Annotated in this window: 18 protein-coding genes; 12 read left to right on the plus strand and 6 right to left on the minus strand. The window is 45.5% G+C overall.

Translation table 11 applies throughout. The annotated features are described in order from the left end of the window. Both NSQ54_02165 and NSQ54_02170 read left to right on the plus strand, forming a co-directional pair. Window positions 1–4,491 carry an NTTRR-F1 domain gene (locus NSQ54_02165; GenBank protein WYP26941.1) on the plus strand — a complete coding sequence of 1,497 codons (4,491 nt, stop codon included), beginning with the start codon at window positions 1–3 and terminating at the stop codon, window positions 4,489–4,491. A gap of 104 nt (window positions 4,492–4,595) precedes the next feature. Then, window positions 4,596–5,054, plus strand: a complete 459-nt coding sequence (locus NSQ54_02170) for a GNAT family N-acetyltransferase (protein WYP26942.1) — start codon at window positions 4,596–4,598, stop codon at window positions 5,052–5,054. A gap of 31 nt (window positions 5,055–5,085) precedes the next feature. Here the strand turns inward: NSQ54_02170 and NSQ54_02175 are convergent, their stop codons facing one another. Next, window positions 5,086–5,229, minus strand: coding sequence for a DUF4021 domain-containing protein (locus NSQ54_02175; protein ID WYP26943.1), 144 nt, complete (start codon window positions 5,227–5,229; stop codon window positions 5,086–5,088). 109 nt (window positions 5,230–5,338) lie between these two features. Here NSQ54_02175 and NSQ54_02180 point away from each other — a divergent pair, with 109 nt between their 5' ends. Continuing rightward, complete coding sequence (locus NSQ54_02180; protein ID WYP26944.1) at window positions 5,339–5,980, plus strand: YIP1 family protein; 642 nt, start codon at window positions 5,339–5,341, stop codon at window positions 5,978–5,980. A 41-nt stretch (window positions 5,981–6,021) separates the two neighbouring features. On the opposite strand, the gene NSQ54_02185 is transcribed toward NSQ54_02180, so the two are convergent. Then, complete coding sequence (locus NSQ54_02185; GenBank protein ID WYP26945.1) at window positions 6,022–6,927, minus strand: DMT family transporter; 906 nt, start codon at window positions 6,925–6,927, stop codon at window positions 6,022–6,024. Window positions 6,928–7,023: 96 nt separating this feature from the next. Between NSQ54_02185 and NSQ54_02190 the strand changes: the two genes are divergently transcribed. The 6 genes from NSQ54_02190 (at window position 7,024) to NSQ54_02215 (ending at window position 14,785) form a co-directional block, all read left to right on the plus strand. Then, a complete protein-coding gene (locus NSQ54_02190) occupies window positions 7,024–8,769 on the plus strand; it encodes an ABC transporter substrate-binding protein (GenBank protein ID WYP26946.1) in 1,746 nt (581 codons plus the stop codon). Window positions 8,770–8,875: 106 nt separating this feature from the next. Continuing rightward, the gene (locus tag NSQ54_02195) at window positions 8,876–9,571 is read left to right on the plus strand and encodes a YqcI/YcgG family protein (GenBank protein ID WYP28481.1); all 696 of its coding nucleotides are present in this window, start codon (window positions 8,876–8,878) and stop codon (window positions 9,569–9,571) included. An 86-nt stretch (window positions 9,572–9,657) separates the two neighbouring features. After that, on the plus strand, window positions 9,658–10,956 hold the full coding sequence (locus NSQ54_02200; GenBank protein WYP26947.1) for an MFS transporter: 1,299 nt from the start codon (window positions 9,658–9,660) through the stop codon (window positions 10,954–10,956). Between the two features lie 141 nt (window positions 10,957–11,097). Continuing rightward, window positions 11,098–12,480, plus strand: coding sequence for a zinc ABC transporter substrate-binding protein (locus NSQ54_02205; protein WYP26948.1), 1,383 nt, complete (start codon window positions 11,098–11,100; stop codon window positions 12,478–12,480). Window positions 12,481–12,789: 309 nt separating this feature from the next. Then, a complete protein-coding gene (locus tag NSQ54_02210) occupies window positions 12,790–13,656 on the plus strand; it encodes an N-acetylmuramoyl-L-alanine amidase (GenBank protein WYP26949.1) in 867 nt (288 codons plus the stop codon). Window positions 13,657–13,711: 55 nt separating this feature from the next. Then, a complete protein-coding gene (locus NSQ54_02215; GenBank protein WYP26950.1) occupies window positions 13,712–14,785 on the plus strand; it encodes a DNA alkylation repair protein in 1,074 nt (357 codons plus the stop codon). A gap of 48 nt (window positions 14,786–14,833) precedes the next feature. On the opposite strand, the gene NSQ54_02220 is transcribed toward NSQ54_02215, so the two are convergent. After that, window positions 14,834–19,123, minus strand: coding sequence for a S8 family serine peptidase (locus NSQ54_02220; protein WYP26951.1), 4,290 nt, complete (start codon window positions 19,121–19,123; stop codon window positions 14,834–14,836). 398 nt (window positions 19,124–19,521) lie between these two features. Between NSQ54_02220 and NSQ54_02225 the strand changes: the two genes are divergently transcribed. Continuing rightward, window positions 19,522–19,944, plus strand: a complete 423-nt coding sequence (locus tag NSQ54_02225; protein ID WYP26952.1) for an SRPBCC domain-containing protein — start codon at window positions 19,522–19,524, stop codon at window positions 19,942–19,944. A gap of 234 nt (window positions 19,945–20,178) precedes the next feature. Here the strand turns inward: NSQ54_02225 and NSQ54_02230 are convergent, their stop codons facing one another. Next, window positions 20,179–21,528: a M20/M25/M40 family metallo-hydrolase gene (locus NSQ54_02230; protein WYP26953.1), complete on the minus strand. Its 1,350-nt coding sequence runs from the start codon at window positions 21,526–21,528 to the stop codon at window positions 20,179–20,181. A 115-nt stretch (window positions 21,529–21,643) separates the two neighbouring features. On the opposite strand from NSQ54_02230, the gene NSQ54_02235 reads away from it, so the two are divergent. Beyond that, entirely contained in the window at window positions 21,644–21,961 is a 318-nt protein-coding gene (locus tag NSQ54_02235; protein ID WYP26954.1) for a CHY zinc finger protein, read from the plus strand. An 84-nt stretch (window positions 21,962–22,045) separates the two neighbouring features. Then, window positions 22,046–22,486 carry a Dps family protein gene (locus NSQ54_02240; GenBank protein ID WYP26955.1) on the plus strand — a complete coding sequence of 147 codons (441 nt, stop codon included), beginning with the start codon at window positions 22,046–22,048 and terminating at the stop codon, window positions 22,484–22,486. A 19-nt stretch (window positions 22,487–22,505) separates the two neighbouring features. Here the strand turns inward: NSQ54_02240 and NSQ54_02245 are convergent, their stop codons facing one another. Together NSQ54_02245 and NSQ54_02250 are read right to left on the minus strand one after the other, a co-directional pair. Then, complete coding sequence (locus NSQ54_02245; GenBank protein ID WYP26956.1) at window positions 22,506–23,459, minus strand: aminoglycoside phosphotransferase family protein; 954 nt, start codon at window positions 23,457–23,459, stop codon at window positions 22,506–22,508. Further along, a complete protein-coding gene (locus NSQ54_02250; GenBank protein WYP26957.1) occupies window positions 23,456–25,522 on the minus strand; it encodes a UvrD-helicase domain-containing protein in 2,067 nt (688 codons plus the stop codon). The genes NSQ54_02245 and NSQ54_02250 overlap by 4 nt, the downstream gene beginning before the upstream one ends. Between the last annotated feature and the right edge of the window lie 99 nt (window positions 25,523–25,621).

Here is a 25,621-nt window from a genome sequence, read left to right on the forward strand (position 1 = left end):
ATGCTCTTAAATAAAATAGCTAACAGCGGATTTGAGGAAGGTATTTTATTTCCTTGGGTGACTGCGAATGGGTTTGTTACTTCGATCTATAGTCACACTGGATTCTTTTCATTTCAATTACCAAGTGGAGTAGGATCTACACTAACGCAACAAGTAGAGGTACTAGCTGGAGACCAATTTGAATTATTTTTGTCTTTAGCAAAAACAAGCGACTTGCCTTCTCCGGAAGTCAACGTAACGATGCAGTATTATAATGCGGCGGGTACATTAATTGGACCGGCACTTAATGTAATTGTCCAACCTGATGGCATTCCCAATGCCATAGATTCAACTTGGTTAACAGTGTATGAAACAACTTTGGCTGCGCCACTTGAAACAGCATCAGCAATCATTACAATTAATGTTAGTGCGTTAATTGGGGCAGCGGATATAGTGATTGATGACGTTGTTTTACTTTCATCTGAGTTTAGTTTTGTTGCGAGCGGTCCGCCCGGTCCGACGGGAGCGACTGGACCGACAGGAGAAACCGGGCCAACCGGGGCGACGGGAACAACGGGACCTACTGGATCTACAGGAGCAACGGGAGTAACCGGTCCGACCGGGTCAACGGGAGAAATCGGTGCCACTGGAGCAACCGGGGCTACAGGAGCAACGGGAGTAACTGGGCCTACCGGAGCGACAGGAGAAACCGGGGTAACCGGGGCAACGGGAGCCACAGGGGTAACGGGGCCAACGGGAGAAACCGGAGCAACGGGAGCCACGGGAGTAACGGGAGCAACCGGACCAACGGGAGCGACTGGGGCAACCGGAGCAACGGGAGTAACCGGGCCAACAGGAGCCACCGGGGCAACCGGAGCCACCGGTGCCACCGGAGCAACCGGGCCGACCGGGGAAACGGGGCCAACAGGAGCAACGGGAGCAACAGGGCCAACCGGGGCGACAGGAGTAACCGGGGCAACCTGGGTAACAGGGGTCACTGGAGCAACGGGAGCAACAGGGGCAACAGGGGCAACAGGGGCAACCGGAGCAACGGGAGCAACGGGAGCGACTGGAGTAACAGGAACAACCGGGGCCACGGGAGCAACGGGAGTCACAGGAGTCACAGGGCCAACCGGGGCCACGGGAGCGACAGGAGTAACCGGAGCAACGGGAGTGACCGGAGCAACGGGAGCCACAGGGCCAACGGGAGTAACCGGGCCAACAGGAGCAACGGGAGCAACCGGAGCGACTGGAGTAACAGGAGCAACCGGGGCCACGGGAGCGACAGGAGTAACCGGGTCAACCGGGTCAACCGGAGCAACCGGAGCAACGGGAGTGACCGGAGCAACGGGAGCCACAGGGCCAACGGGAGTAACCGGTGCCACTGGAGCAACCGGGTCAACAGGAGCGACCGGGGCTACAGGAGCAACGGGAGTAACTGGGCCGACAGGAGTAACTGGGCCGACTGGAGCCACGGGAGTAACTGGGCCGACAGGAGTAACTGGGCCGACTGGAGCCACGGGAGTAACAGGAGCAACTGGAGCAACAGGAGCGACAGGGCCAACCGGAGCAACGGGAGTCACAGGTCCAACGGGAGCAACCGGGGCCACGGGAGCAACAGGAGCCACCGGAGCCACGGGAGCCACCGGAGCCACCGGGGCAACGGGACCAACGGGAGCCACCGGGGCAACGGGGCCGACAGGAGCGACAGGGCCAACAGGAGCAACCGGGGCAACGGGGCCAACAGGAGCAACAGGAGCGACAGGGGCCACCGGAGCAACGGGAGCGACTGGACCAACAGGAGCAACGGGAGCAACAGGGTCAACCGGAGCGACTGGAGTAACAGGAGCAACCGGAGTAACCGGGGCAACGGGGCCAACGGGAGCCACTGGAGTAACTGGACCAACAGGAGCAACCGGGCCGACCGGGGCAACCGGGGCAACAGGAGTAACAGGAGCAACCGGGGTAACCGGAGCCACAGGGGCCACGGGAGCAACAGGAGCCACCGGAGCCACGGGAGCCATCGGAGCCACCGGGGCAACGGGACCAACGGGAGCCACCGGGGCAACGGGGCCGACAGGAGCGACAGGGCCAACAGGAGCAACCGGGGCAACGGGGCCAACAGGAGCAACAGGAGCGACAGGGGCCACCGGAGCCACGGGAGCCACCGGGCTAACTGGAGCCACGGGAGCGACTGGACCAACAGGAGCAACGGGAGCAACAGGGTCAACCGGAGCGACTGGAGTAACAGGAGCAACCGGAGTAACCGGGGCAACGGGGCCAACGGGAGCCACTGGAGTAACTGGACCAACAGGAGCAACCGGGCCGACCGGGGCAACAGGAGTAACAGGAGCAACCGGGGTAACCGGAGCCACAGGGGCCACGGGAGCAACGGGAGCGACAGGAGCAACAGGAACAACGGGAGCAACCGGGGCGACGGGAGCGACGGGAGCGACGGGGCCAACAGGAGCGACAGGAGCAACCGGGCCAACAGGAGCGACAGGAGCAACCGGGCCAACAGGAGCGACAGGAGCCACAGGAGCAACCGGGTCAACAGGGCCGACGGGAGCCACGGGAGCCACAGGAGCCACGGGGCCAACGGGAGCCACAGGAGCAACCGGGTCAACAGGGCCGACGGGAGCGACGGGAGCAACAGGGTCAACAGGAGTCACAGGAGCGACGGGAGTAACCGGGGCCACGGGAGCGACGGGGCCAACCGGAGCCACAGGAGCAACCGGGTCAACAGGGCCGACGGGAGCAACGGGAGCAACGGGAGTAACGGGGCCAACAGGACTAACAGGAGCGACGGGAGCAACGGGGCCAACCGGAGCCACAGGAGCAACCGGGTCAACAGGGCCGACGGGAGCAACGGGAGCAACGGGAGCAACGGGAGCAACGGGAGCAACGGGAGCCACGGGGCCAACCGGAGCCACCGGGGCAACTGGACCTACTGGAGCCACAGGAGCGACAGGGCCAACCGGAGCCACGGGAGCGACGGGAGCCACAGGAGCCACGGGAGCGACAGGGCCAACAGGGGCAACGGGAGCCACGGGAGTAACCGGGCCGACGGGAGCCACGGGAGTAACAGGAGCAACCGGAGCCACGGGAGCAACCGGAGCCACCGGGGCAACGGGGCCAACAGGAGCAACGGGAGCAACGGGGACAACCGGAGCCACCGGGGCAACTGGACCTACTGGACCTACTGGAGCCACAGGAGCGACAGGGCCAACCGGAGCCACGGGAGCGACTGGAGCCACAGGAGCCACAGGAGCAACGGGAGCGACAGGGCCAACAGGGGCCACAGGAGCAACCGGAGCAACGGGAGCGACAGGGCCAACAGGGGCCACAGGAGCAACCGGAGCCACGGGAGTAACCGGGCCGACGGGAGCCACGGGAGTAACAGGAGCCACAGGAGCCACAGGAGCGACAGGGTCAACCGGAGCCACGGGAGCGACTGGAGCCACAGGAGCCACAGGAGCCACAGGAGCAACGGGAGCGACAGGGCCAACAGGGGCCACAGGAGCCACAGGAGCCACGGGAGTAACCGGGCCGACGGGAGCCACGGGAGTAACAGGAGCAACCGGAGCCACGGGAGTAACAGGAGCAACCGGAGCCACGGGAGCCACAGGAGCGACAGGGGCAACCGGAGCAACGGGAGCCACGGGAGCGACTGGAGCCACTGGAGTAACTGGACCAACAGGAGTAACTGGACCAACAGGAGCAACCGGGCCGACCGGGGCAACGGGGCCAACAGGAGCAACTGGAGTCACAGGGCTAACTGGAGCCACGGGAGCAACTGGGGCCACCGGAGCAACTGGGGCCACCGGAGCAACTGGAGTCACAGGGCTAACTGGAGCCACGGGGCCAACGGGAGCCACGGGGCCGACCGGGGCAACGGGGCCAACAGGAGCAACAGGGCCAACAGGAGCAACTGGAGCGACCGGGGCAACAGGGCCAACAGGAGTAACAGGAGCAACTGGGGTAACCGGAGCCACAGGGGCAACAGGAGTAACCGGAGCAACAGGAGTAACCGGAGCAACAGGAGCAACCGGGCCAACCGGAGCCACGGGCATTGCAGCGCAGCCATTCTTTAATAGCAATGTTCAACCTCAAACCATTGCTTCTGGTGGTGTCTTAACGGGCTTAACGCCTGGGGCTTACGCGGGAATCACATTTGTACCTGCGACAGGAACGTTTACTGTTATCACACCGGGTCTGTATTATATAGGGATTGTATTGAATATGGCAGCTTTAACTCCGGTCAATGCAGTATTCTCACTTATCATTAATGGAGTTGCTACTGCGGTTGCGCCAACAGCCAACGCAGATGGAGGAGGAAACTTGTCAGTATTTAGAGTTCAGAACTATGCAGTAGGGGATACGATTACGATTAATAACCGTTCTGCTTTTCCAGTCAGCTTAGTTAACTCACCAGCTGAGGCAGCTAGTGCAGGGCATGTGGTTTTCTTCCGCTTTGCAACAGGGCCTTTAGGGACTGTCATAACCATTTAAATGGATCGAATGGGACTCAGTAAATCTTAGGATTTGCTGAGTCTTTCTAATTTAACTAGGAATTATTGTATAATTAAAAACATGCCATATCATGGAGGTCGCTTATGCATATTAAGTATTTAGATGCTAATGATGAATTACCATGGGACTTATTACTTGAAGCGGATCCTTCGAGAGAACTCGTCCAAGATTACCTTCACAAGGGAGATTGCTTTGTAGCTGTTGAAGAGGATTTGATCATCGGAGTCGTGGTTCTTTGTCAGATAACGAATGAAACGTATGAAATTATGAACATATCCGTTAACAAAGACCTCCAAGGAAGAGGGATTGGCTCGATGTTGATAAAAGCTGTTAGTAAAAAGGCAAAACAGATGGGCGCTCATTTCTTGGAAGTAGGTACGGGTAATTCAAGTATGGATGCGTTACTTTTTTATCAAAAATGTGGTTTCAGAATTGACCGGATTGATCACGATTTTTTTGTACAACATTATCCAGAGAAGATCGTTGAAAATGGGATTTGGTGTAGGGACATGGTGAGATTGGTGTATCGCTTAGAAAAATAGCACACAGGCATTGAGTCTGTGTGCTGCTTAACTACTCTTTCTTCTCATGAAGCTGATCTTCGTAATCCGTTTCCGGCATACCATAATCACCGTTCATTTCTTGTTCATCTTGATCAAGGCCAACCGGGTCCACGATTATTGGCTTTTGATTACTACTCTTTTTAGTTTCTTTCATACCTATCACCACCTATTCATAGGTTAAACAAAAGACCTATTATTATGCTTGGTTTACAATGAGAAAAAAGGGTATATATGGATTGTGAATAACTAGAGGAGTGAGGAATGTGGAAAAATTAAATCCGTGGTTACATATATGGTTTAAGCCTAGGGCTGTTATTAGACAGGAACTAGAGAAACCAGATCGAGAAAAGTATTTTATTTTACTAAGTATAGTGATTGGAATGTTAACTGCGTTTACGAGTTACGATCAGAATAGTCCAGACCTTAATCCCGTTAATCTCACTTTATATGTTGTTTTTGGTGGGACGGCAGGGGGACTTTTTATGCTTTATTTCAGTTCTTGGATTAACGCAGTCGTTGGTAGATGGCTTGGAGGACGTGGATATGCCTCAGATCTCCGTGTTGCAGTAGTTAGAGGGTCGATGGTTCCATCCTTATTAACTGTTTTTCTTGGCTTTGTCGATTTTGCCATTCGAGGAGAAGAATATTTCTATAGTGTTGATTTATTGATTCAATCAAGAGAGATGTCTACGCTCGGGTTTATAACTGGAGGAATGCCAAACGCGTTAATTTTCTTTCAATTAATTGCATTTGTATGGACAGTAATTATCTCTCTAAAATCCTATGGAGAAGCGCATGGATTTTCCGCATGGATGGCTCTTTTAATGGTTATAATCGTTGCGCTATTACTCGTTATACCGTTTATGATTATTGGGTTTATCGTTTCTATTTTTATCTTTATATAGTCATCAGTAGAAAAGGCGTTGATCCAAAGTTGGCTAATGGATCAACGCCTTTTTTTAAGTAGTGGACTTAGCTGAACGTATGTAATAGAAGCGGCTACGATGAGGATACCTACCACTTGCATCAAGCTTAATTGACGATGGAGAAATATTACATCCAGTAATGCGATCTCAATAAGCAACAAGTTATTTAATAAGCTACTTTCATATGCTTTGAGGTGTCTCTGAGTCCACGTCCATAGATAAAAGGCTAGAGCCCCATTTACACTGCCGAGCCAGAGAATGAGAAGGACAAGTTTTGGTGTAAGGGAGGGGATCTCTTCAATTGTAAGGCCAACACCTAACAATCCAACAGCTCCTATAAGCATAGGAAATAGGATAAGATCTTCTGTTCGAGTGACTTTTTGGCGCAGTAGACTTCGATTGATTGTAAGATTGAGCGCATATACAATAGAAGAAAAGAGGACAAGAGTTATCCCGATAAATGAAATTTGTTTAAGCTCCCAAGGATAAAAGTAAGTAAGCACTCCGACAGATAATACGAGGAGTGCATAAATGGACGAACGACTTCTGCTTTCTCTGGTATACGCATAGTCAACTAAAAGCACTGCACTTGTATTGCCAATGCTTAAAAACAAAGATGTTTGAGTTGGTGTCATATAAAATTGACCTGCGTATTGTAAACCTTGTGCGAATAAATAACCAGTTAGTCCGAGTAAAAGAAGAATCCTCCAGTTTAATTTCAGCTTTGCGTCGTTCTCTCTTTTATCAAATAAATGAACAGATCGGACAACCACTGTTAATACAATGGCTGCTACTAAATATCTTGCTCCTGCAAGTGTTAATGGCCCTATCCCTTCCTCAAAAGCCCAAGCATTCAAGATATATGAGCTTGACCAAAGAACTGTGACAATTACACCGACTATAATAGCGACTGACCTGCTTAACATGAATCATGCACCTCCTATAGTAAGTATAGATTGTAAAAGATGCATAAAAAGCGTAGGGTTTAACTTAAGTTATTTCACCTTTTAGGAGGGAGAGTATTGAAGCCATTTGATCACTATAAACAACTTATTCAACACTTTCAGATAGAAGGCACCTCATCTCAGGTACCAACTTCCTTGGCTGAATTAGAAAAAGTGTTATTTTGTTCGCGAAGGAACGTTAACTTCATTTTAAAGAAGCTAGATTCTTTCAAATGGCTTGAATGGAAACCTGGGGTAGGTCGATCGAAGCAATCCTATCTTATTTTCCATAAGACCGTTGAGGAGCTTCAGTTGGAAGACATTCAAGAATTGTTTGATCAGAAACAACTGAAACAAATGTTTCTGTTAATAGATGAACTTAATCTTACAGATGAATGGAAAGAAGAATTGTACCGTTGGATCAATAGTAAATTGGGATTTCAACAGGAAATGAATGTAGACACGAAGAGGGATGTTTTGCAGTTCCCATACATTAGAGAGATTGGGCGGTTGGATCCAATCCTTGCTTTTAGGCAAATGGAGATGCATCTTATTCATCAAGTGTTTGACGGTCTAACAAAACGTGGTTCATTTAGTGGAGAAGTTTATCCACATCTTGCGCACAGTTGGAAGGTTAATGCTGAAGCTGATAAGTGGGTCTTTCATTTGAGGAAGCGAGTGTTCTTTCACAATGGTCAGGAGCTCACGTCAGAGGATGTAGCATATACCTTACAGCGATTGATTAACGAGAATCCTTGGATGGTTGATGGTCTTCATGATATTAAAAACCTGGACCGCTACACAATTGCTTTAGATTTTAAAAGGCCTTGTCCTCTTTTATTACGATATCTTTCACTCCCTCAAGCTGTTATCATACAAAAATCAGACGATCTTAAGCACAAGCACCCAATTGGTACGGGGCCATTTCGAATTGTTGAACACGAATCTGAGCTGATTGAGCTTCAAGCTGTAGATACCTACTTTAAAGAGCGTCCGTTATTAGATATTATTCGAATCTGGACACTGCCTTCCTCAATCCAGTGGAGAAAAGATGCACAATTTTATCCTTATGTCCCATCTAAGAGTGATACGGCCGTCACAAATTGGTCCAAAAACAATCGAGTCAATCTTGAAAGAAAAGTTCTCATCTGTAATACCTATAAAGACGGTGATCTAAGAGATACGAAGATTAGGATACGTCTACATTCGGCCATCGATAAAGAACAAATGGTTAATGAACTTGGGGAGAACCGATTGTGCAGTTGTCATTCTTTATATGGTGAGGAAGTAAAGCCTACGTATCACGCTATAGCAGAAAGTGCTGAGCCCATTTCACTAACGCTTTATACGAATGAACACTCCCTAAACGTAAGTGATGCGTTTTGGCTTGCTCGAGACTTAAAGAAGAATGGGTTTCTTATAAAGGTCGTAACGGTTCCAATTCATGAACTAGTTGACAAGAAAACAAGAGATAAAGCCGATTTAGTACTTGTTTCAATGGTTAATACAAGCGACTTGGAGTTATCGTTTATTCAATTTCTATTAGGTCACAATGAATGGTTCCTTAGTATGTTTGATTTAAATCAATCGGAGTGGTTAAAGACATATACAAGAGCAGCCTGTCTGCAGCTAAAGCCAGTAGACATTCTAAAAAAAGTCGATCGTTATCTAGTGGACACGACAAGTATCATTCCACTGTATCTGACAAAACAAGAGGCTTATACGCATCCACATGCTTATGGAGTTGAACTTGACGACTTTGGATTTCTCGATTATCAGAAATGTTGGTTTCATACACCCGAAATAAAGGAAGAACATGAGTAGCATGATGACGAAAAAAGCTGCGTATGAATGAATCATCGTTGCTTTTTAAACTTTCGGAAAAGGGTGAGCACGCGTGGACCATCGTAGTTTATTAGTAAAAGAGGATATGACAAATCCTTCTATTGTTCCAGCATGGCTTATAAATGAATACCAAACCTTTCATAACACTGTGACTGATTCAACGTTTCCATGTTATTTCGGAATGAAGGCCGAAAATAAAGGGGAGCTTCGTTATTCCTACCTCTCGCACGACGATTGGTCAAACCTCCCAAAAGCGGTTGATCAATTTCTTCAATTGTTCAGAGACCCACCTTTCATTAGACATGGACTATTCGTGTTTGTCGAACCAGAAAAAGGTGAGCAGGATATCGAGTACTACCGCGATTACTTCTGGAGAATTCTTCAGTATCTCCATGAAGAGGATCCCATTCCATGGCCAAAGGAAAGCCCTCGTGATCCAGCACATTATCTATGGGACTTTCACTTTGCGGGGGAACCCATTTTTGCATTTGGGAACGCGCCAGCCTACAAGCAGAGACGAACAAGAAATTTAGGGAATAGCCTTGTCCTTGGCTTTCAGCCGCGTAAAATCTTTAAAGGGCTTGAAGGGACAGAAAAAGGAGGCATCATGTCTCGTGAAAAGGTGAGAGAGCGCACGGAGGCATGGGATCAGTTACCGACGCATCCGGACATCAGTCATTTTGGAGATCCTACTCATAATGAATGGAAGCAATTTTTTATTGGAGATGACGTAGAGCCTCTTACAGGGAAATGTCCGTTTTTACATAGAGAAGAATCCTAAGCGAGGAGCTTAAGGTTCTTTTTTTATTTCAGTTATGTAAAAAATTGTAATGATGTCCTATTAAATAAGAGGGTGCTATACAATAGATGAAGGAGGTGTTTGGCCTGAAAAAATTCAGTAAGGTTGAAAGCGGCTGGATGCTTTATGACTGGGCTAATTCAGCTTACTCGGTTATTATTACAACTGCGATCTTTCCGATCTTCTTTAAGGCTGGGGCAGAGGCTGCAGGGATATCAAGCGTTAATTCAACAGCTTATCTCGGTTACACCATTGCGGTTGCTACGTTCATCCTTGCAATGCTTAGTCCCATTCTTGGCACGATTGCTGATTATGAAGGATTGAAGAAAAAATTCTTCGCGTTTTTCTTTTTAATTGGAGTCGTTTCTACAGCTATGCTTGCAGTTGTTCCTTTTGATAGCTGGTTGGCGCTGCTGATATTGTATACGATTACATCAATTGGATTTGCAGGAGCAAATGTATTCTATGATGCCTTTTTAGTAGACGTAACGGATGAGGAGAAAATGGATGATTTATCTGCCAGGGGATACGGATGGGGCTATATTGGGAGTGCCATTCCATTCTTTCTATGCATTCTCATAATCTTAAGTGCTCAGATGGAATTTTTACCACTAACCGTAACAGCGGCAAGTCAAATTTCATTTGTAATTACAGCCGTTTGGTGGGGAGTCTTTAGTATCCCAATGCTTCGTCATGTAAAGCAAGTTCATTTTATAAAACGCGAGTCGAAGCCGGTGGTTAAAAGCTTTAAGCGGCTTGGGCAGACAATCAAAGATATTCGTCAATATAAAACACTAATGTTGTTTTTACTTGCTTATTTTTTCTATATTGATGGGGTAGGGACCATTATTAAAATGTCCACTGCTTATGGAACCGATCTAGGAATTGATGCTACGAGCTTATTACTCATTTTGTTTTTAACTCAAATCGTAGCGGCACCCTTTGCTATTTTATATGGGAGGCTGGCACAGCGATTTACTGGTAAGAAGATGTTGTACGTAGGAATTGTTGTATATATTGTTGTTTGTATCTATGCATACTTTATGAATTCTGCACTCGATTTTTGGATTCTTGCAATGCTCGTTGCGACTTCACAAGGAGGCATTCAAGCGTTAAGTCGGTCTTATTATGCGAAGCTTATCCCTAAAGACCGCGCCAATGAATTCTTTGGTTTCTATAATATTTTTGGGAAATTTGCTGCGGTGATGGGACCGATACTTCTTGCTGTTACAGCGCAACTTACTGGAAGCTCAACGACTGGAGTGTTCAGCCTGATTCTTTTATTTATCATTGGTGGAGTGATCCTTGCCTTTGTTCCTGAAGCAGATGTGGAAGTGGGAAGTGGTCGTAACAAGGTAACCGTATAAATAATGCAGCGCGTGGCGGTCTCTAGTCGAGTCGCCACTTTTTATTTTATTTAGAGGAGAAAATCATTTACAAATAAGAATCGTTACGATATACTGACTCCAGTACATAGATCGGAACTATTACGAAAAAGGAGTCTGACAATGAAAAAAAGCTTAGCACTAGCAGGAGCAGCACTACTATTCTTGAACGCATGCTCACAGGGATCAGGAGATGCGGACAATGACACTAGCGAAACACTTGAAATTTATACAACCATTTTTCCAATAGAAGACTGGACGAAAAAAATCGGAGGCGACTACGTAGACGTTACCAATATGGTACCCGTTGGTTCCGATGCTCATACCTATGAACCTACACCAACAGAAATGGTGAAGGTAGCGAGTGCCGACGCCTTTTTCTATAGTGGAGCAGGGATGGAGGCCTTTGCTGATAAGGTTGTCAGTGCAGTGGATGGAGAAGGTGTCGTGACGTTAGAAGCAACGGACGGGGTCGAGTTGATTGCGGATAGCCATGATCACGATCACAGTCATGGAGAAGAGGATCATGAACATGAACATGGGGACGACGAGCATGGACATGAAGAAGAGGATCATGAACATGGGGACGATGAGCATGGACATGAAGAAGAGGATCATGATCACGACCATGATCACGAAGGAGAAGCTGACGAAACAGTGAACATTGAAGGCGTCTCTGATCACTATCATTCAGGCGATCACGTACATCTTACAGCAAAAGCTTCTGATGAAGTTGAATCTGGTAAATGGCAATGGTACACGCTTGCAGCTGGAGAAGATGCTACAGATGAAGGTGCCTGGGAAGTAGTTGAGGGGAACGAATCTGCGGAATATGAAGGAACTGCAGAGGATGGTCAACAAATTCAAGCAAAGCTTCTGGATGAAAATCAAGAGATCATCGCTCAATCAAATCCAGTGACGATCTCAATTGATGACCACGATGATGATGGACATGATGATCACGGACATACTCACGGTGAATTCGATCCACATGTCTGGTTAGATCCAGTGCTCTCCATTGAATTAGCAGGGAATATTAAGGACCAGCTAGTTGAGATGTTACCTGAGCAAGAAGACTATTTTAACAGTAATTATGATGAGTTGGTTTCCAAGTTTGAAGAATTAGATACTGAATTTAAAGAGGTTGCTGAGAAGGCGGACCTTGATACATTTATCGTTTCTCACGCTGGATACGGATACTGGGAAGAGCGTTATGGATTTAATCAAATTGGAATTGCAGGCATCTCCCCGACGAATGAACCATCACAAAGTCAGCTTGTCCAAACGATTGACCACGCTGAAGAGCTTGGACTGAACTACGTTTTATTTGAACCGAACATTACGCCAGCTGTAGCTGAAGTTGTACAAAGTGAAATCGGTGCAGAAGCACTGACGATCTACCCACTCGAAGCATTAACCGATGAAGATGTCGCCAATGACGAAGACTACTTCTCTTTAATGCACAAAAACGTAGAGACGTTGCGAACGGTTTTGTCCGCTGAATAGTTGAGAGACCCTCCCATGTGGAGGGTTTTTTGTTGTGGTGTGGGGGTTGGAGCGTTAGAAGGAAGATTGGAGCGTTAGGTATGAGAACTGGAGCATTAGAAGGAAGGTTGGAGCGTTAGGTGTGGAAACTGGAGCATTAGAAGGAAAATTGGAGCATTAGCCGGCTGGGCTAAAGTAAAACGCTAAACCTGACCACCATCCCCCGTTCCTCTATAAATTTTTCATCCAATTCATGATTAATTTCTATTAACCTGTCAATGCTAGAGAAATAGATTATGAGGTTAACGGATTGGGAGAGGGGTTTACATGATGAGAAAGGTTCTAATCATGATGTTTATGTCGGTGTTGTTTATGGTTGCATTTGGAGAAAATGCTCATGCTGCGGAGATGGGTGAGGTCGATACCCAAGTTTCATTAAATGTTCGATCTGAGCCAAGTGAAGCGGGGAATATTATTGGAAGCTTGTCTCCTGGTGAACGCGTGGAGTACATTGATGTTGGTAACGGGTGGGGACAAATTACGTATCAAGGTAAGTTAGGTTTTATAAGCACCGCATATTTGATGAAAATGGAGAGAACACCAGAACCACAACAGATCACTCCTTCTGAAGAAGAGAAGGCACCTGAGTCAGAGCCTGCTGAATCCTTCCAGGTAAAACGTGTTGTGATTGATGCAGGGCACGGGGGGAAAGACCCGGGTGCGATTGGCAATGATCTCTATGAAAAGGTTGTTGCTTTGTCTGTAGCGAATAAGGTCAGAGATTTATTAATAGAGGAAGAGTATGAGGTATTGATGTCGAGAGAAACAGACATCTTTGTATCACTTGAAGATCGTGTGCAAAAATCAAACAAATGGGCTGCGGACTTGTTTGTAAGCATCCATGCCAATGGGTACTCGGATTCGAGGGCTAATGGGGTTGAAACCTTTTACTATCAAGGAAGTACCAGAGGGAAGCAGGTAGCAACTTCTATACAAAAGGAACTTGCACAATCAACCGGTAATAAAAATCGTGGCGTGTTTGCAGCTGACTTTTACGTGTTAAAACATACAAGCATGCCTTCTGTTCTTGTTGAAACTGGTTTTGTCTCAAATGAAAAGGACGCTGGTCTCTTAAAAACAGAGGATTACCAAAACAAAGCAGCAAGAGCCATTGTCAACGGAATCAACGCGTCATAAGAAGTTGCAGGGGAACGTACATTCTCTTATAATGAGTGTAAAAGGAGGATGGCGAATGGAGCTAAGGAAGGCTGTTTACAATGAAGCGTTTATTCAACAACTTAAGATGGATCTAGCAAAAGCTGAACCACGCTTTAAAGCGGATGAATATCAATCAATCATTTTACAAGCAGATTGGGAGCAGCTTGAACTGATGCAACGTAAACGTAGAATCACGGAGGCCATACACGCGACGCTCCCAGCTTCTTACCAGGAGGCGCTTGACATTCTCATGCAGGTTGCGCCGAACTATAGCGGGCTCGCGGGTCTTGTTTTCTCAGATTATGTTCAAGTGTACGGGTTGAATGATTGGGAAGCTTCTATTAAGGCGTTAGAACGATTCACCCAGTACTCTACGGCGGAATTTGCAGTTCGTCCCTTTTTTATAAAGGATTCAGAGCGCATGATTCAGCAGAGTATGACGTGGGCCCAAAGTGAAAATGAACACGTGCGTAGGCTTGCGAGTGAAGGGAGCCGTCCAAGATTACCTTGGGGGATCTCGATACCTACTATTAAAGAGAACCCAGCTTTGATTCTGCCAATCCTTGAATCACTTAAACAAGATCCGTCCTTATATGTACGCAGAAGTGTGGCGAATAGCTTAAATGATGTAACCAAAACACATCCCGCTCTTTTCAAAGACATTGCAACAAATTGGGTGAACGAGCACTCTGATACGGATTGGATTATTAAGCATGCCAGTCGAAGCCTATTAAAAAAGGGTGACCCGGACATTCTTCATTTATTTGGCTATGAAAATAGTGAAAAGTTACATATACAAGAGTTTCAATGCGGGGCAGAATCTCTTCAAATTGGGGAAGTGATCGACTTTTCATTTCAACTTCAAGCAGAGACTGAAACGAAGCTACGAATTGATTATGCGATAGACTACGTGAAGGCACGTGGCAACCGCACCCGAAAGGTCTTTAAACTTTCCGACACAACGATTAAGAAAAATGAAATCAAGAACTATTCGCGCACGCACTCATTCCAAGATCTCTCAACACGCACGCATTATCCAGGTACACACCAATTAACCATCATTGTAAATGGGGCAGAAAAACTCTCAATAGGATTCGATGTCATATAGAAAACAGCCCCTCGTATTCACCACGTACGAGGGACTGATCACTTGGTATTATTCTTCTACGTTTACATTCAATTTCATTGGAGCCACTTTACGTGTTTCGTTGCCGTAGTCGTCACGGACGATCACTTCAATCTCTGCGCCTTCTACTTCAATGTTGGAGGTGGCTGTCCAGTATCCAACATACGTACCATCGCTCTCTTCACGGATAGGAAGCTCCGTTGCATTAGAGGTGATGTTTGTTAGCGGCATGCGGATGATGAAGGTCGCATCCAAGTCTTCTTCACTTGTAAATTCAATTTTTACGGATTCACCAGATTTTAGCGTTTTATCCTCGTCTGGCTTTAGGTTTTCAATAACAAGAGCATCAAACTTTACGTCAATGCTGATTTGTTCTGTTGTTGAATTTCCTGCTAGATCGGTTGCAACAACTTCAATGTCATTAATTCCGTTCTCAAGCAGAACTCGTTGGCTAAAGCTTCCGTTCTCTTCTACAGTTGCATTTTGACCATTAACGGTTACGGTATCAAGGTTCTCATCTGTTGCCGTACCTTTTACCGTGACGGTTTCGCGATTGGATTTAGAGCCATCCACTGGATCTGTAATCTCAAGCTCGGGGCTTGTTTGATCGAGAATCACAGTAATGGCTTCAGAAAGGTCACTATCACCAGACTCTGTAACAACCGCTGCCGTTAATGTGTTTTCACCTTCCGCAAGTGTTACGTCAGTTGTGAATACGCCAGATTCATCAGTGGTAGTTGTACTTGCTTCTTCTCCGTCATTGTAGATGATTATGCCTGAAGCAGCGGAAGACGTTCCTTCAATTAAAATAACCTCTTCATTTGTCATTGTACCATCTTCCGGAGACGTAATCGTTGGTGCGCTTAGTTCATAATTCACTTTTGCACGGATCATGTAATTCCCTTCATCGGCTGGAGTTTGTGTAAAGCTTCCGCCAATAAACTCCCAGCTTCGTTCTGCAACTGGACCATCTTCATCAATCGCTAGACCAGGTGCATTTGGATCTGCGGCAGATTGAATGTACGTAAGGTAAAAGTCGCCTTCAACCATAATCCCTTCACCAGATAAATCAACTTCTGTCCACGTACCATCACGTTTCGCTGTCGCATCAATTGGTCCAGCAATTTGCTTGCCAGGAGAACCGTCCGGACCACTTGCATCGTAAACGGCTACCTTAAATTCCGTTCCTCCAGGTACAGGCCATTCCTCGTCCCAGAAGCGGAATAAACCACCAGTTAGGACAGCTCTCTCCTCGCCTTCAGCAAGGGACATTCTCACGGCCCAACCGTTTCCTGCTTCATAGTAAGCACGTGCATTCTCAGCTGTACCGTCATCATAACCGATCTCACCTTCGTAGCCGATAAATGGTTGCAGGGCTACATCGTGTGAAGCGGTCTCTCCACCAGTGACTATTACTTCGATTGTCTGGCTGTAGAAGCTCGGAGCGGTGATTTGAACAGTATATTCTCCTTCATAAGCCCTTAGCTCATATTCACCTTGATCATTTGTTTTTACAGGAGCAATATGTCCATCCTCAAGTAACGTAACTGTGGCACCTGATACAGGCTCACCCGTTGCTTCGTTACTAACAACTCCAGAGATAGTTCCTGTTGCTACTTCTGTTAACGTGAAGTGTGCCGTTGTAGTAGCATCAGCTTCCACTGTGATTGATTGTTCCTCAGATACAAAGCCGTACGCATCAGCACGTAATGTGAATTCGCCTGGTGCATGCTTAAGAGAATAGCTTCCATCCGCAGAATTGGTTTGAACAGATCGTCCGCTCTCAAGTACATTCACTGTTGCTTCTACTGGAAGAGCAGCAAGTTCAAACTCAGTATCTGTTTTTGCTCCAGCTGGTTTTTGTATGTCTGATTGTTTTGGCTTAATGTCAGCAGGATTTACGTTTTCTTTTTCAAGGTTGCGGTTAAAGAACGTATGGTTTGGTGGTTCAACACCTGGATGATAGGTTGGCTGCGTGGACTCATTTGATAGTGCGACCTTGTCCAAGAACCAGCCTTCATTTGTAATTGAAATGTCTGTGGTTACATTAAAACCTAGGTAGATCCGTTCGCCGGCATAACTCGATAGATCAATCTCTGTTTCAATCCAATCAGCCGTTGCGCCATTAAAGCGCTCAAGTTGTTCCCACTCCACGCCATCTGTTGAAATAAAGACATGGGCGAAATCATAGTTGTTTTCAAGCTCATACCAATGAGTAAATTGCAGGAAGGCTTGTCCTTCGTCTAAATCAATTGGAGGCATCACAAGTGTCATGTTCGCATTATTCGGATGATCTCCAGAAAGGTTTGTTGCATACACATTGTCACCAGTTAAAGCAACGCCAGGACCAGATACGGGCTCTCCCCATTCCCAGACATCATTTGAACCAAACGAGTACCAGCCATTTGGTTTGGTTGCAAAGTCTTCTTCATAACCAATGCCAATGGAAGGAAGGATCGTCACTTCATACACATCAGACTCCGTAGTGTTCTCGCCAAAGTCTGTAATGGTCCATTTGTATCCAATGGCTTCCCCATCTACCGCATCGGCAGGGATTGTCGCGCTATACGTTCCGGATAAGTGGTTTCCACTTGTTTGAGTGGCTTCAACTGATGTCCACTCATCACTTGAACCGTAATGTAGAGTTACATCTGTTACCGCTACATTGTCAGTAGCTGTAATCGATAATGGAAGGTCAAGTCCTGCATATCCTTCTGTTACTGGATCATGTTCAAAGCTTGGTGGCTCTGTATCTTCACCATCTTTTGTTACGCTACCTGAAACAGTCCCAATCCCGTCAAGAACGGAGGATACGGCTTCATACGCATTAACGAGCCCGTGTCCATAGCCATTATTAGGTGTTTCAGGATACTCATCATCTGTAAGAGGAATGGCTGTTGAGATCAAAATTTCTTCTAAGTCATCAACAGAAAGCGATGCATTTGCTTGTAAAAGTAATGCCGCTACCGCTGAAACATGAGGACCGGCCATTGATGTTCCGTTCCAGCCACCTTCATAGCCGCCCCCTGGCACAGCAGAGCGAATGTTCACGCCTGGAGCTGAAATCTCAGGCTTAATCTCTTCGTATGGAGACGGTCCGCGAAGTGAGAAGTTTGCTAAGTTATCATTAATATCTGTTGCTCCTGTGGCAAATGATTCAGGATAGTTAGCCGGGTTTGCAACAGATCCTGGACCACCAGGGTTAAAAAGAGTGGTGTTTCCAGCTGAAAACTCAGGGAAAATATTTGCGGCTCTCCAGTTTTCAACCATTGGACGATACCACTCATCAAGACCAGGACCGCCGCCCCATGAATTATTGACAATGTCTGGAGCTTTCTCAGGTTGAGGGTTGCCATCTTCATCTGTAGGGGCAATAATCCACTCACCTGCAGCCAATAGATCAGCATCTGATCCGCCGAATGGAGTGAACGCTTTTACACCAATCCATTTAGCGCCGGGCGCGACACCAGTCGCATTCGATCCATCTGGCTCAACTCCAACCATCGTTCCAGTCACATGTGTACCATGACCATCATCATCGTATGGAGTCTGATTACCTGCCGTCGCATCAAACCAGTTAAATTCATGATCAGAATTTCCAGGGTCAGATGGATCATATCCACGATATTGTTCAATTAGTCCTGGATGATCCCACTCGACACCTGAATCAATTGAGGCAACGACAATACCCGTTCCATCAATCCCTTGCTCCCATACAGCTGGAGCACCGATGTGATCAATGTTCCATTCAATGTCAGAATCACTAGCCACTTCAGGTGTTTCCGCTGATGTTTGTTCTGTAGGGTTTAATTGTCTCATCTCATTTGCTAGCACTTTTTCAATTTCAGGTCTAGAAGCTAGCTTTTCCATTACTTCCTTTGTACCGGTAACGGCCATTCCATTTACGATAAAGAATGATTGGAAATCTTTCACTCGTTCTTCCTCTAGCTCACCTTCAAGAAAAGCCGTTACTTCTTTCTGGCTGTCAATACTTGTGGCACGTAGGCTAGAGACAACCGCAGAGCGCTCAAGCAGCTTCATCTGGGAAGCTGAAGCATTCTGAGCCTGCTGTGTGCTAGAGACAGTGCTCGCCACCTCAGCCGTATTCACTTGCTCTTTAAATTTTAATAGAAATGTAACGAATTCCGCGTCCTCAAATTCTTCATAGACACGCTCACTAATTTTTTCAGAGCTTGATTGGGTAAAATCAAAAATAGACGTACTAGCGGATTGGGCTGACGTCTGGTGTGGGGTAAACATGGTAAAGACAAACAAGAATACAAGGGAGATGGACATCATTTTTCTTAGTCGTCTGTTCATGTGATCTTTTTCTCCTTTTCTATTTAATTTTTCTTCCTAAAAATCGTCACCTCTTCCTAGATATTTTCTTTTTTATGTAAATCTCGCTGTTACACGTATCATAGCTAATCTATAAGTAGAAAACAGTAGTATTTTGAAAATTAAGAATAAAGTAATATGGAGCTAGGCAATAAAGAGTTTGGTTATTTTCATGCTTGTTTTTTAGAATGGTGGGGCGGAAAATCGTTGGTTTATCGACGAATTACAATCACTTTTTATGATCAGATTTTATGAGATGTATAAGTGAATTGAAGTGGTAGAGTTATAAATAGGTAATTAGGATAGTGTGTAGACTTAAACGAGACTAAAGATATACGATAACGTGCATGATGTATAAAAAGCATAAGGAGAGAATTGATATGAATCAAAAAGAAGTAAGAGAGATTCAAAAAAAGGTGGAAATGAATGCACCAATCTATACGGTATGGTCGCTTATATCGACACCAGCAGGTCTTGCACAATGGTTTATGCCTGGAGACATAAAAGCGAGTGAAGGTCACGAATTTAATTTGAAATCACCATTCGGTCCTTCTCCTTGTAAAGTCACGCATGTAGAAGAGCCGAATCAATTAACGTTTGATTGGGATACAGAAGGATGGTTTGTGAATCTATCTCTAAAAGAGGTGGGGGACAGAACCGAATGCACAGTGACACATGGTGGCTGGGGTGAAGCCGATGAAATGATAGGGAAGGCACAAGAAAAAAGTGCAGTCATTAGAGAAAGAATGGATGGAGGCTGGACAGTCATTGTTTCTAAGTTAAAAGCTGTTGCGGAGGAATAGGTTAAAAAGAAAAAAGACTAATGATTCGGGATTGAATCATTAGTCTTTTATGTATGTATCTACTCTAGCGGAAGTGGGAACGTAGACTCCTGCGGATACAGTACGTGGTGAAGACTCTGTAGCGATGGTTTTACGCGTAAGAGGCTGAGGCCGTACCCGCGGAAAGCGAAGTTCCCACTGGAGCGGAACCATATCACATTTCTATCTTTACTTCATCCTCTTCAATCTCTTTTATCATTTCCCTAACTCATGAATCACATGGGCCGTGCAACGAATGCCGTTGAAGAAGTGATCAAGGGTGATATTCTCGTTTGGTGAATGATTGCGCTGGTCAAAGTTCGCATAGGGCATGAGCATAGAAGGGGCCTTAAGGATGTTTGTCCAAACATAATCAGGTAAAGATCCCCCTAGACTAGGCTGGATCAACGGCTGTTGATTAAATGCTTCCTTAATCCCGGTAATCGCTTGTTGAACAATCTCTGTATCTACAGGAGTTCTAGAAGGGTTCATGGAACCAAGAAAGCGAACCGTTGCCGTTGGATGATGAGCCTTTACATGACGCTCAATCTTTACAAACACATCCGCTGGGTCCTGATCGACCACAAGTCTTGTATCAACTTTTACACTTGCCTTAGAAGGTGTAATCGTTTTAACACCTTGATCTAAGTAGCCGCTTTTCATCCCGAATATATTAAACGTAGGTTCCATCGTCAGCTTATGATGATAGCTTTGCCCATCTAAAGAGAGGGACGGATACCCGATCTTTTCTCCGACTTCACTCGCGTCAAATGGGAGATCCTTTAAAAGCTTCTTTTCTTCCTCCGTAGCTGGGCGAATATGATCATAGAAACCCTCAACAAGAACGCGCCCATCTGAGCTCCTCATGGTGTGCAGAAGTTCAACTAGTTCCCATGCAGGATTCGGAACAATATTCCCAGTGTTCCCAGAGTGGTTATCAAACGCCGCACCCTCTATCTCAATTTCAAGGGAAAGCATTCCGCGTACTCCGAGTAAAACAAGGGGCTGGCCACTACTATGAGAGGAACCATCAGCCGTATAAACAAGATCTGACTCGAGCATGTTCTTATGCTCTTCCACGAATTCAGGTAAGTTCACGCTGCCCATTTCTTCTTCACCCTCAATCACAAACTTCAAGTGAACGGGGAGTGTTCCAAAAGAGTCCAGGTATGCTTTTACACCTAAAAGCTGAGCAACAATTTGTCCTTTGTTATCACCGGCTCCACGAGCAAAGATTCGTCCATCACGAATGGTTGGTTCAAACGGAGGGCTTTGCCAATGATCAAGCGGGTCGGGAGGCTGAACATCATAATGACCATACAACAAGATGGTCTTGGCTTCAGGATTCGTTGATTTAAGTTCACCGTATAGAATAGGGTGTCCCTTTGTTTCATATAACTCGGGTTCAATCCCTACTTCTCTCATTAGGTCTTGCATAAGAGAGGCACATTCTCTCATTCCTTTATTCTGTGTACTGATGCTTTCTTGTCTTAAAATCTTGAATAGTGTGTTGAGCGTTTGCTCTTTATGTTCTGATACATACGCATCAATGGAGGGTAAACTCATGCTGTCATTCCTTTCAGAATCGTTATCTAAATAGTTTAAATAGTCATTCCTTGAATTGCAAGAAACATTCGCTCATTCTATAAGGAGTTAGTAAAGTATGGAGGGAGGGTACATTATGTGTAAGGTGAGAGGACCTGTAGTTGATGATCAGACTAGGTGCGTTCACTATCAATCAGAGAAGGATGTTATCGCCATAAAGTTTAAATGCTGCGGACAGTATTATCCTTGCTATTTATGCCACAATGAGCGAGAGGATCATGAGATAGAGGTTTGGCCAAAGGATGCGTTTCATGAGAAGGCAATTCTATGCGGTGTGTGTAAGACAGAATTAACGATCGAGCAGTATAAAGACTGTCACCATACGTGTCCTGTGTGTAGCTCTCTTTTTAACGAAGGGTGTCTCTTACATTCTCATATCTACTTTGAAAAATAAATCCTTATTTATAATAATTATTATTTGATATTATATATTAAATGATATATAATGTAGTTATAAGAGATAAGGAGTGTATGTGATATGACAAACCAAACCGTAGTAAATGAGTTAAACCAACAGCTTGCAGACTGGAATGTACTTTATACAAAGCTTCATAATTTTCATTGGAATGTAAAAGGACCAGACTTCTTTACATTACATGTTAAATTTGAAGAGTTTTATAATGAAGCCGGCGTTCATATTGATGAAATCGCAGAACGCATTCTTGCCATTAAAGGAAAACCTATTGCGACGATGAAGGAATTTCTTGAAACGTCAAATGTAGAAGAAGCAACCGGACAAGAATCAGCAAGAGATATGGTTGCATCGATTGCAAAAGACTTTCATGCGGTCTCAACACATGCGGAAGCTGTCATTGAAGCAGCTGGTAAAGTTGAAGATGAATCAACGGCAGATATGTTTATTGCGCTTAAAGCAGAATTAGATAAGCATACTTGGATGCTTGAAGCTTATTTAGGATAACTCAAAAAAATGCCGGACCCTACTTAGAGGGTTCGGCATTTTTTAAAAAGATTGGTTCTGCATCACGAAACCACGAAGGGATCACGGATTGGAAGGAACAATGGTCTTGAATGACTGTGTCTAATCGTTCAAGCATCTCGTCAAGCTGCTCGGGAGCAGTTTGGATGGACCAAACAACAGATGAAAACACGGTCATAGCAGTGTATACAGAGTACAATGTCCAAAACGATTCGGGTATGTGATTTTGGAAATAGCCATGAATTTGCCCAATGGAAAAAGGGACGCTTGTTTGGCGTGAAAATAAGGCAATCTTCACGAAATCATGGTAGGGATCACCCCAGTCATAGCCGTTAAAGTCGATGATTCCTGCAAATTGTTGTTCTTTAATTAGGATATTTCTCAAATGAAAATCATCATGCTGGAAATGGTTTGGTCGTCCTTTTAAAAGCTGCTGATTGGATGCAATGAAGTCTATCAGCATGTGATCGTCCCGAACTGTAATGGTAGGGGCTTTGTAATGCGCTAAGTACTTTTCATGCTTGGCAATCGCTCGGTTTTCCCAATCTACAATATGCTGCGGAGCTTCTAATGAATGCATGAGCGCAAGCTGCTCACCTGCTTGAAAGCCAATCTTGTATTGCTTCTTATCAGAAAGAGCAGGAAGAATGATTTCGGCCTCCTCACCCTCTAAATAGGAATACAATTGATACGTGATGTCTAGCGCAGCAAGATACCCTGAATCGATTGGTAAGGGGCAGGTGACTCCTTTTTGACCAAGTGACAACAAGAGACTTGCTTCCTGTTGTCTGTGTTGGAGTGAGTTTGATTGACCGATCCGTAAAATCAGTGGTGGTTCTTGCTCAAACCGAACGATAAACTTTGCGTCAGATGAAAATCCTTTTTGAATCGGTGTCATGGACGTCGCGCCGCTAACACGTGAGATCTGTTTCTGGAGTAAGGCTGGATTTATCATCGTTGTTCGCTCGCCTCGTACTCTGCAAGTAGCTTCGTTAAATGTCCAGTATGCATGATGTGTAGGCGGTGAAGAGCACGTGTAATCCCAACATAAAGAAGCTTGATATGATCCGTGGTTTGCTGATAGCTTTGCTCATCAGCATCAATGATTAGCACAGCATCAAATTCGAGTCCTTTTGAAAGATAGACAGGTAAAATGGAGGTTCCACCCTTATAGGTCTGATCCTCTGCTTGGATAAATGTCATATCCTTGTGATCCTTTTGTAGCAGCTGGAACAAGTCGGCACATGATGTATGGGTGCGTCCAATAACAGCAATGGTCTGATACCCTTCACCTTGCATGGATTGAACCCACATACTAATTTCTTTTACTAACTCATCTTGTTTTACCTGTTCCATCCGGACGGGTTCTCCACTCCGAAACACTGGCTCTGCCAGCACCCTGCGCTTAGGGAACTGCTTTAAAAGATGGTTTGAGCATTCAATGATTTCTAGCGTAGATCGATAGCTTTTGTTCATTTCAAAATAAGCGGTTTTCTGCTCGCCAAACAAATCCTTAAATGCTGACCATTCGTCAATTCCTTGTACGCTATGGATTCCTTGTGATAAGTCCCCAAGGATTGTAAAGGATTGACCACGTGTTTGCTCTTTTAAAATGGCGATTTGGTAAGGAGAAAAATCTTGTGCTTCGTCGATAACAACATGATCAAACCGTTTATCTTTCTCAAAACCAATCCACTTATGATAGATATGAAGTAAAGGAGCAAGATCCTCAGGCTCAATTTGTTGTTCGAAAAGCGAGAGTCCCTGGCTTTTTAAAATGTGAAGATAGAGCTGGAACGGTGTTCGTTTCTTCATCTTCGCTACATACTTTCTAGCTTGTTCCAAGGCATGCTTCCGCAACTCCTGTTGTTCTTTTTGGTCCAGGTGATGCTGTTGTTTTACTTCGATTTCAATCCACCGTTTCATACGCGCCTTCAAGCGCTCTTGTTTGCCTTGGACCGGAGAATGTAGGAAATCTGTGTTGCGCCATTGGGAGATGGTCTCATGAGTGATCACAGCGCCTTCCCAAGGGGTAAAGTCAGTTGTAGGAAACAAGCTTTCTTCTAATACCTCTAACTCCCGATCAATCTTTTCCTTAAAGGCAATGGAGCCTTTAAACTGTGTCGCCGCGTCTATAGAAGAGTCAGACTGCTCAAAGCGTTTTTGTAGCTTATTTGTTTGATTGGCTAATTGAATAGCAGGATCATCAAGCACACTTAAAGCCCATTCGCTAAAAGTTGTTTGTTGAATATGACCCACACCTAATTCAGGAAGAACCTGCGATATGTAATCTAAAAACATCGCATTGGGCGCAAAGATAATCATGTTATCTGCCTGCATTTGTTCACGGTACTCATATAGTAAATATGCCAGTCTGTGCAATGCCACGGTTGTTTTACCACTTCCGGCGACTCCTTGAATAATGACAGCCTGATTTTTTTGGTGGCGGATGATCTCGTTTTGTTCTCCTTGAATGGTTGAAACGATGTCCTGCAAACGATTATCCTTCTGCTCTCCAAGCTTATAAAGAAGGAATTCATCTCCGCCACTGCTTATGGTTTCACCTTGCTTATAGCTATCAACTACCCGCATCAATTCTTGTTCGCGGATCATAATGTTGCGTTTCAGTTCAATTGTGCCATCAATGATGCCTTCCGGCGCTTCGTAATACACGTCATCCTCACTGCCGGAAAAGGCATAGAAGAGACTGGAAACAGGTGCCCGCCAATCAACAACAAGAACTTCACCTGATTGATCATCATGAACGCCTGCTTTTCCGATGTATAAGGGGGTAGCTTCAGACTTTCCATACTCCTCAAAATCCAACCGTCCAAAGTACGGCTCCTCCGTTGCCTTCTTAATGACTTGTCGCTGTCGTTCGCGACTATCTTCAAGGACTTGCTCATTAAAATCATCTCCTCGGTACCGGGGAAGACCTTCAAGTTGTTCTTGGTAGCTTTTGATCTTTGTCAGTTTCATGCGTAGAGCAATCTGTTCCTCTTGATATGACTCATACATTCAATCGCCTCCTTCTAGAACTATTTTGGGTGAATTGTCAAAAAAAATATAGACTTATATTTAAAAATTTGCTAAGCTACATACTATACAACTGCCAAA

This window comes from Alkalihalobacillus sp. FSL W8-0930, from assembly GCA_037965595.1.
GTDB lineage: Bacteria > Bacillota > Bacilli > Bacillales > Bacillaceae_D > Alkalicoccobacillus.

Coding starts and splice junctions, on each gene's coding strand:
- NSQ54_02195 (WYP28481.1), top strand. CDS start 8,876: ATGACAAATCCTTCTATTGTTCCAGCATGGCTTATAAATGAATACCAA.
- NSQ54_02175 (WYP26943.1), bottom strand. CDS start 5,229: ATGAAAGAAACTAAAAAGAGTAGTAATCAAAAGCCAATAATCGTGGAC.
- NSQ54_02210 (WYP26949.1), top strand. CDS start 12,790: ATGAGAAAGGTTCTAATCATGATGTTTATGTCGGTGTTGTTTATGGTT.
- NSQ54_02170 (WYP26942.1), top strand. CDS start 4,596: ATGCATATTAAGTATTTAGATGCTAATGATGAATTACCATGGGACTTA.
- NSQ54_02200 (WYP26947.1), top strand. CDS start 9,658: ATGAAGGAGGTGTTTGGCCTGAAAAAATTCAGTAAGGTTGAAAGCGGC.
- NSQ54_02230 (WYP26953.1), bottom strand. CDS start 21,528: ATGAGTTTACCCTCCATTGATGCGTATGTATCAGAACATAAAGAGCAA.
- NSQ54_02165 (WYP26941.1), top strand. CDS start 1: ATGCTCTTAAATAAAATAGCTAACAGCGGATTTGAGGAAGGTATTTTA.
- NSQ54_02220 (WYP26951.1), bottom strand. CDS start 19,123: ATGAACAGACGACTAAGAAAAATGATGTCCATCTCCCTTGTATTCTTG.
- NSQ54_02245 (WYP26956.1), bottom strand. CDS start 23,459: ATGATAAATCCAGCCTTACTCCAGAAACAGATCTCACGTGTTAGCGGC.
- NSQ54_02185 (WYP26945.1), bottom strand. CDS start 6,927: ATGTTAAGCAGGTCAGTCGCTATTATAGTCGGTGTAATTGTCACAGTT.
- NSQ54_02225 (WYP26952.1), top strand. CDS start 19,522: ATGAATCAAAAAGAAGTAAGAGAGATTCAAAAAAAGGTGGAAATGAAT.
- NSQ54_02240 (WYP26955.1), top strand. CDS start 22,046: ATGACAAACCAAACCGTAGTAAATGAGTTAAACCAACAGCTTGCAGAC.
- NSQ54_02250 (WYP26957.1), bottom strand. CDS start 25,522: ATGTATGAGTCATATCAAGAGGAACAGATTGCTCTACGCATGAAACTG.
- NSQ54_02215 (WYP26950.1), top strand. CDS start 13,712: ATGGAGCTAAGGAAGGCTGTTTACAATGAAGCGTTTATTCAACAACTT.
- NSQ54_02205 (WYP26948.1), top strand. CDS start 11,098: ATGAAAAAAAGCTTAGCACTAGCAGGAGCAGCACTACTATTCTTGAAC.
- NSQ54_02235 (WYP26954.1), top strand. CDS start 21,644: ATGTGTAAGGTGAGAGGACCTGTAGTTGATGATCAGACTAGGTGCGTT.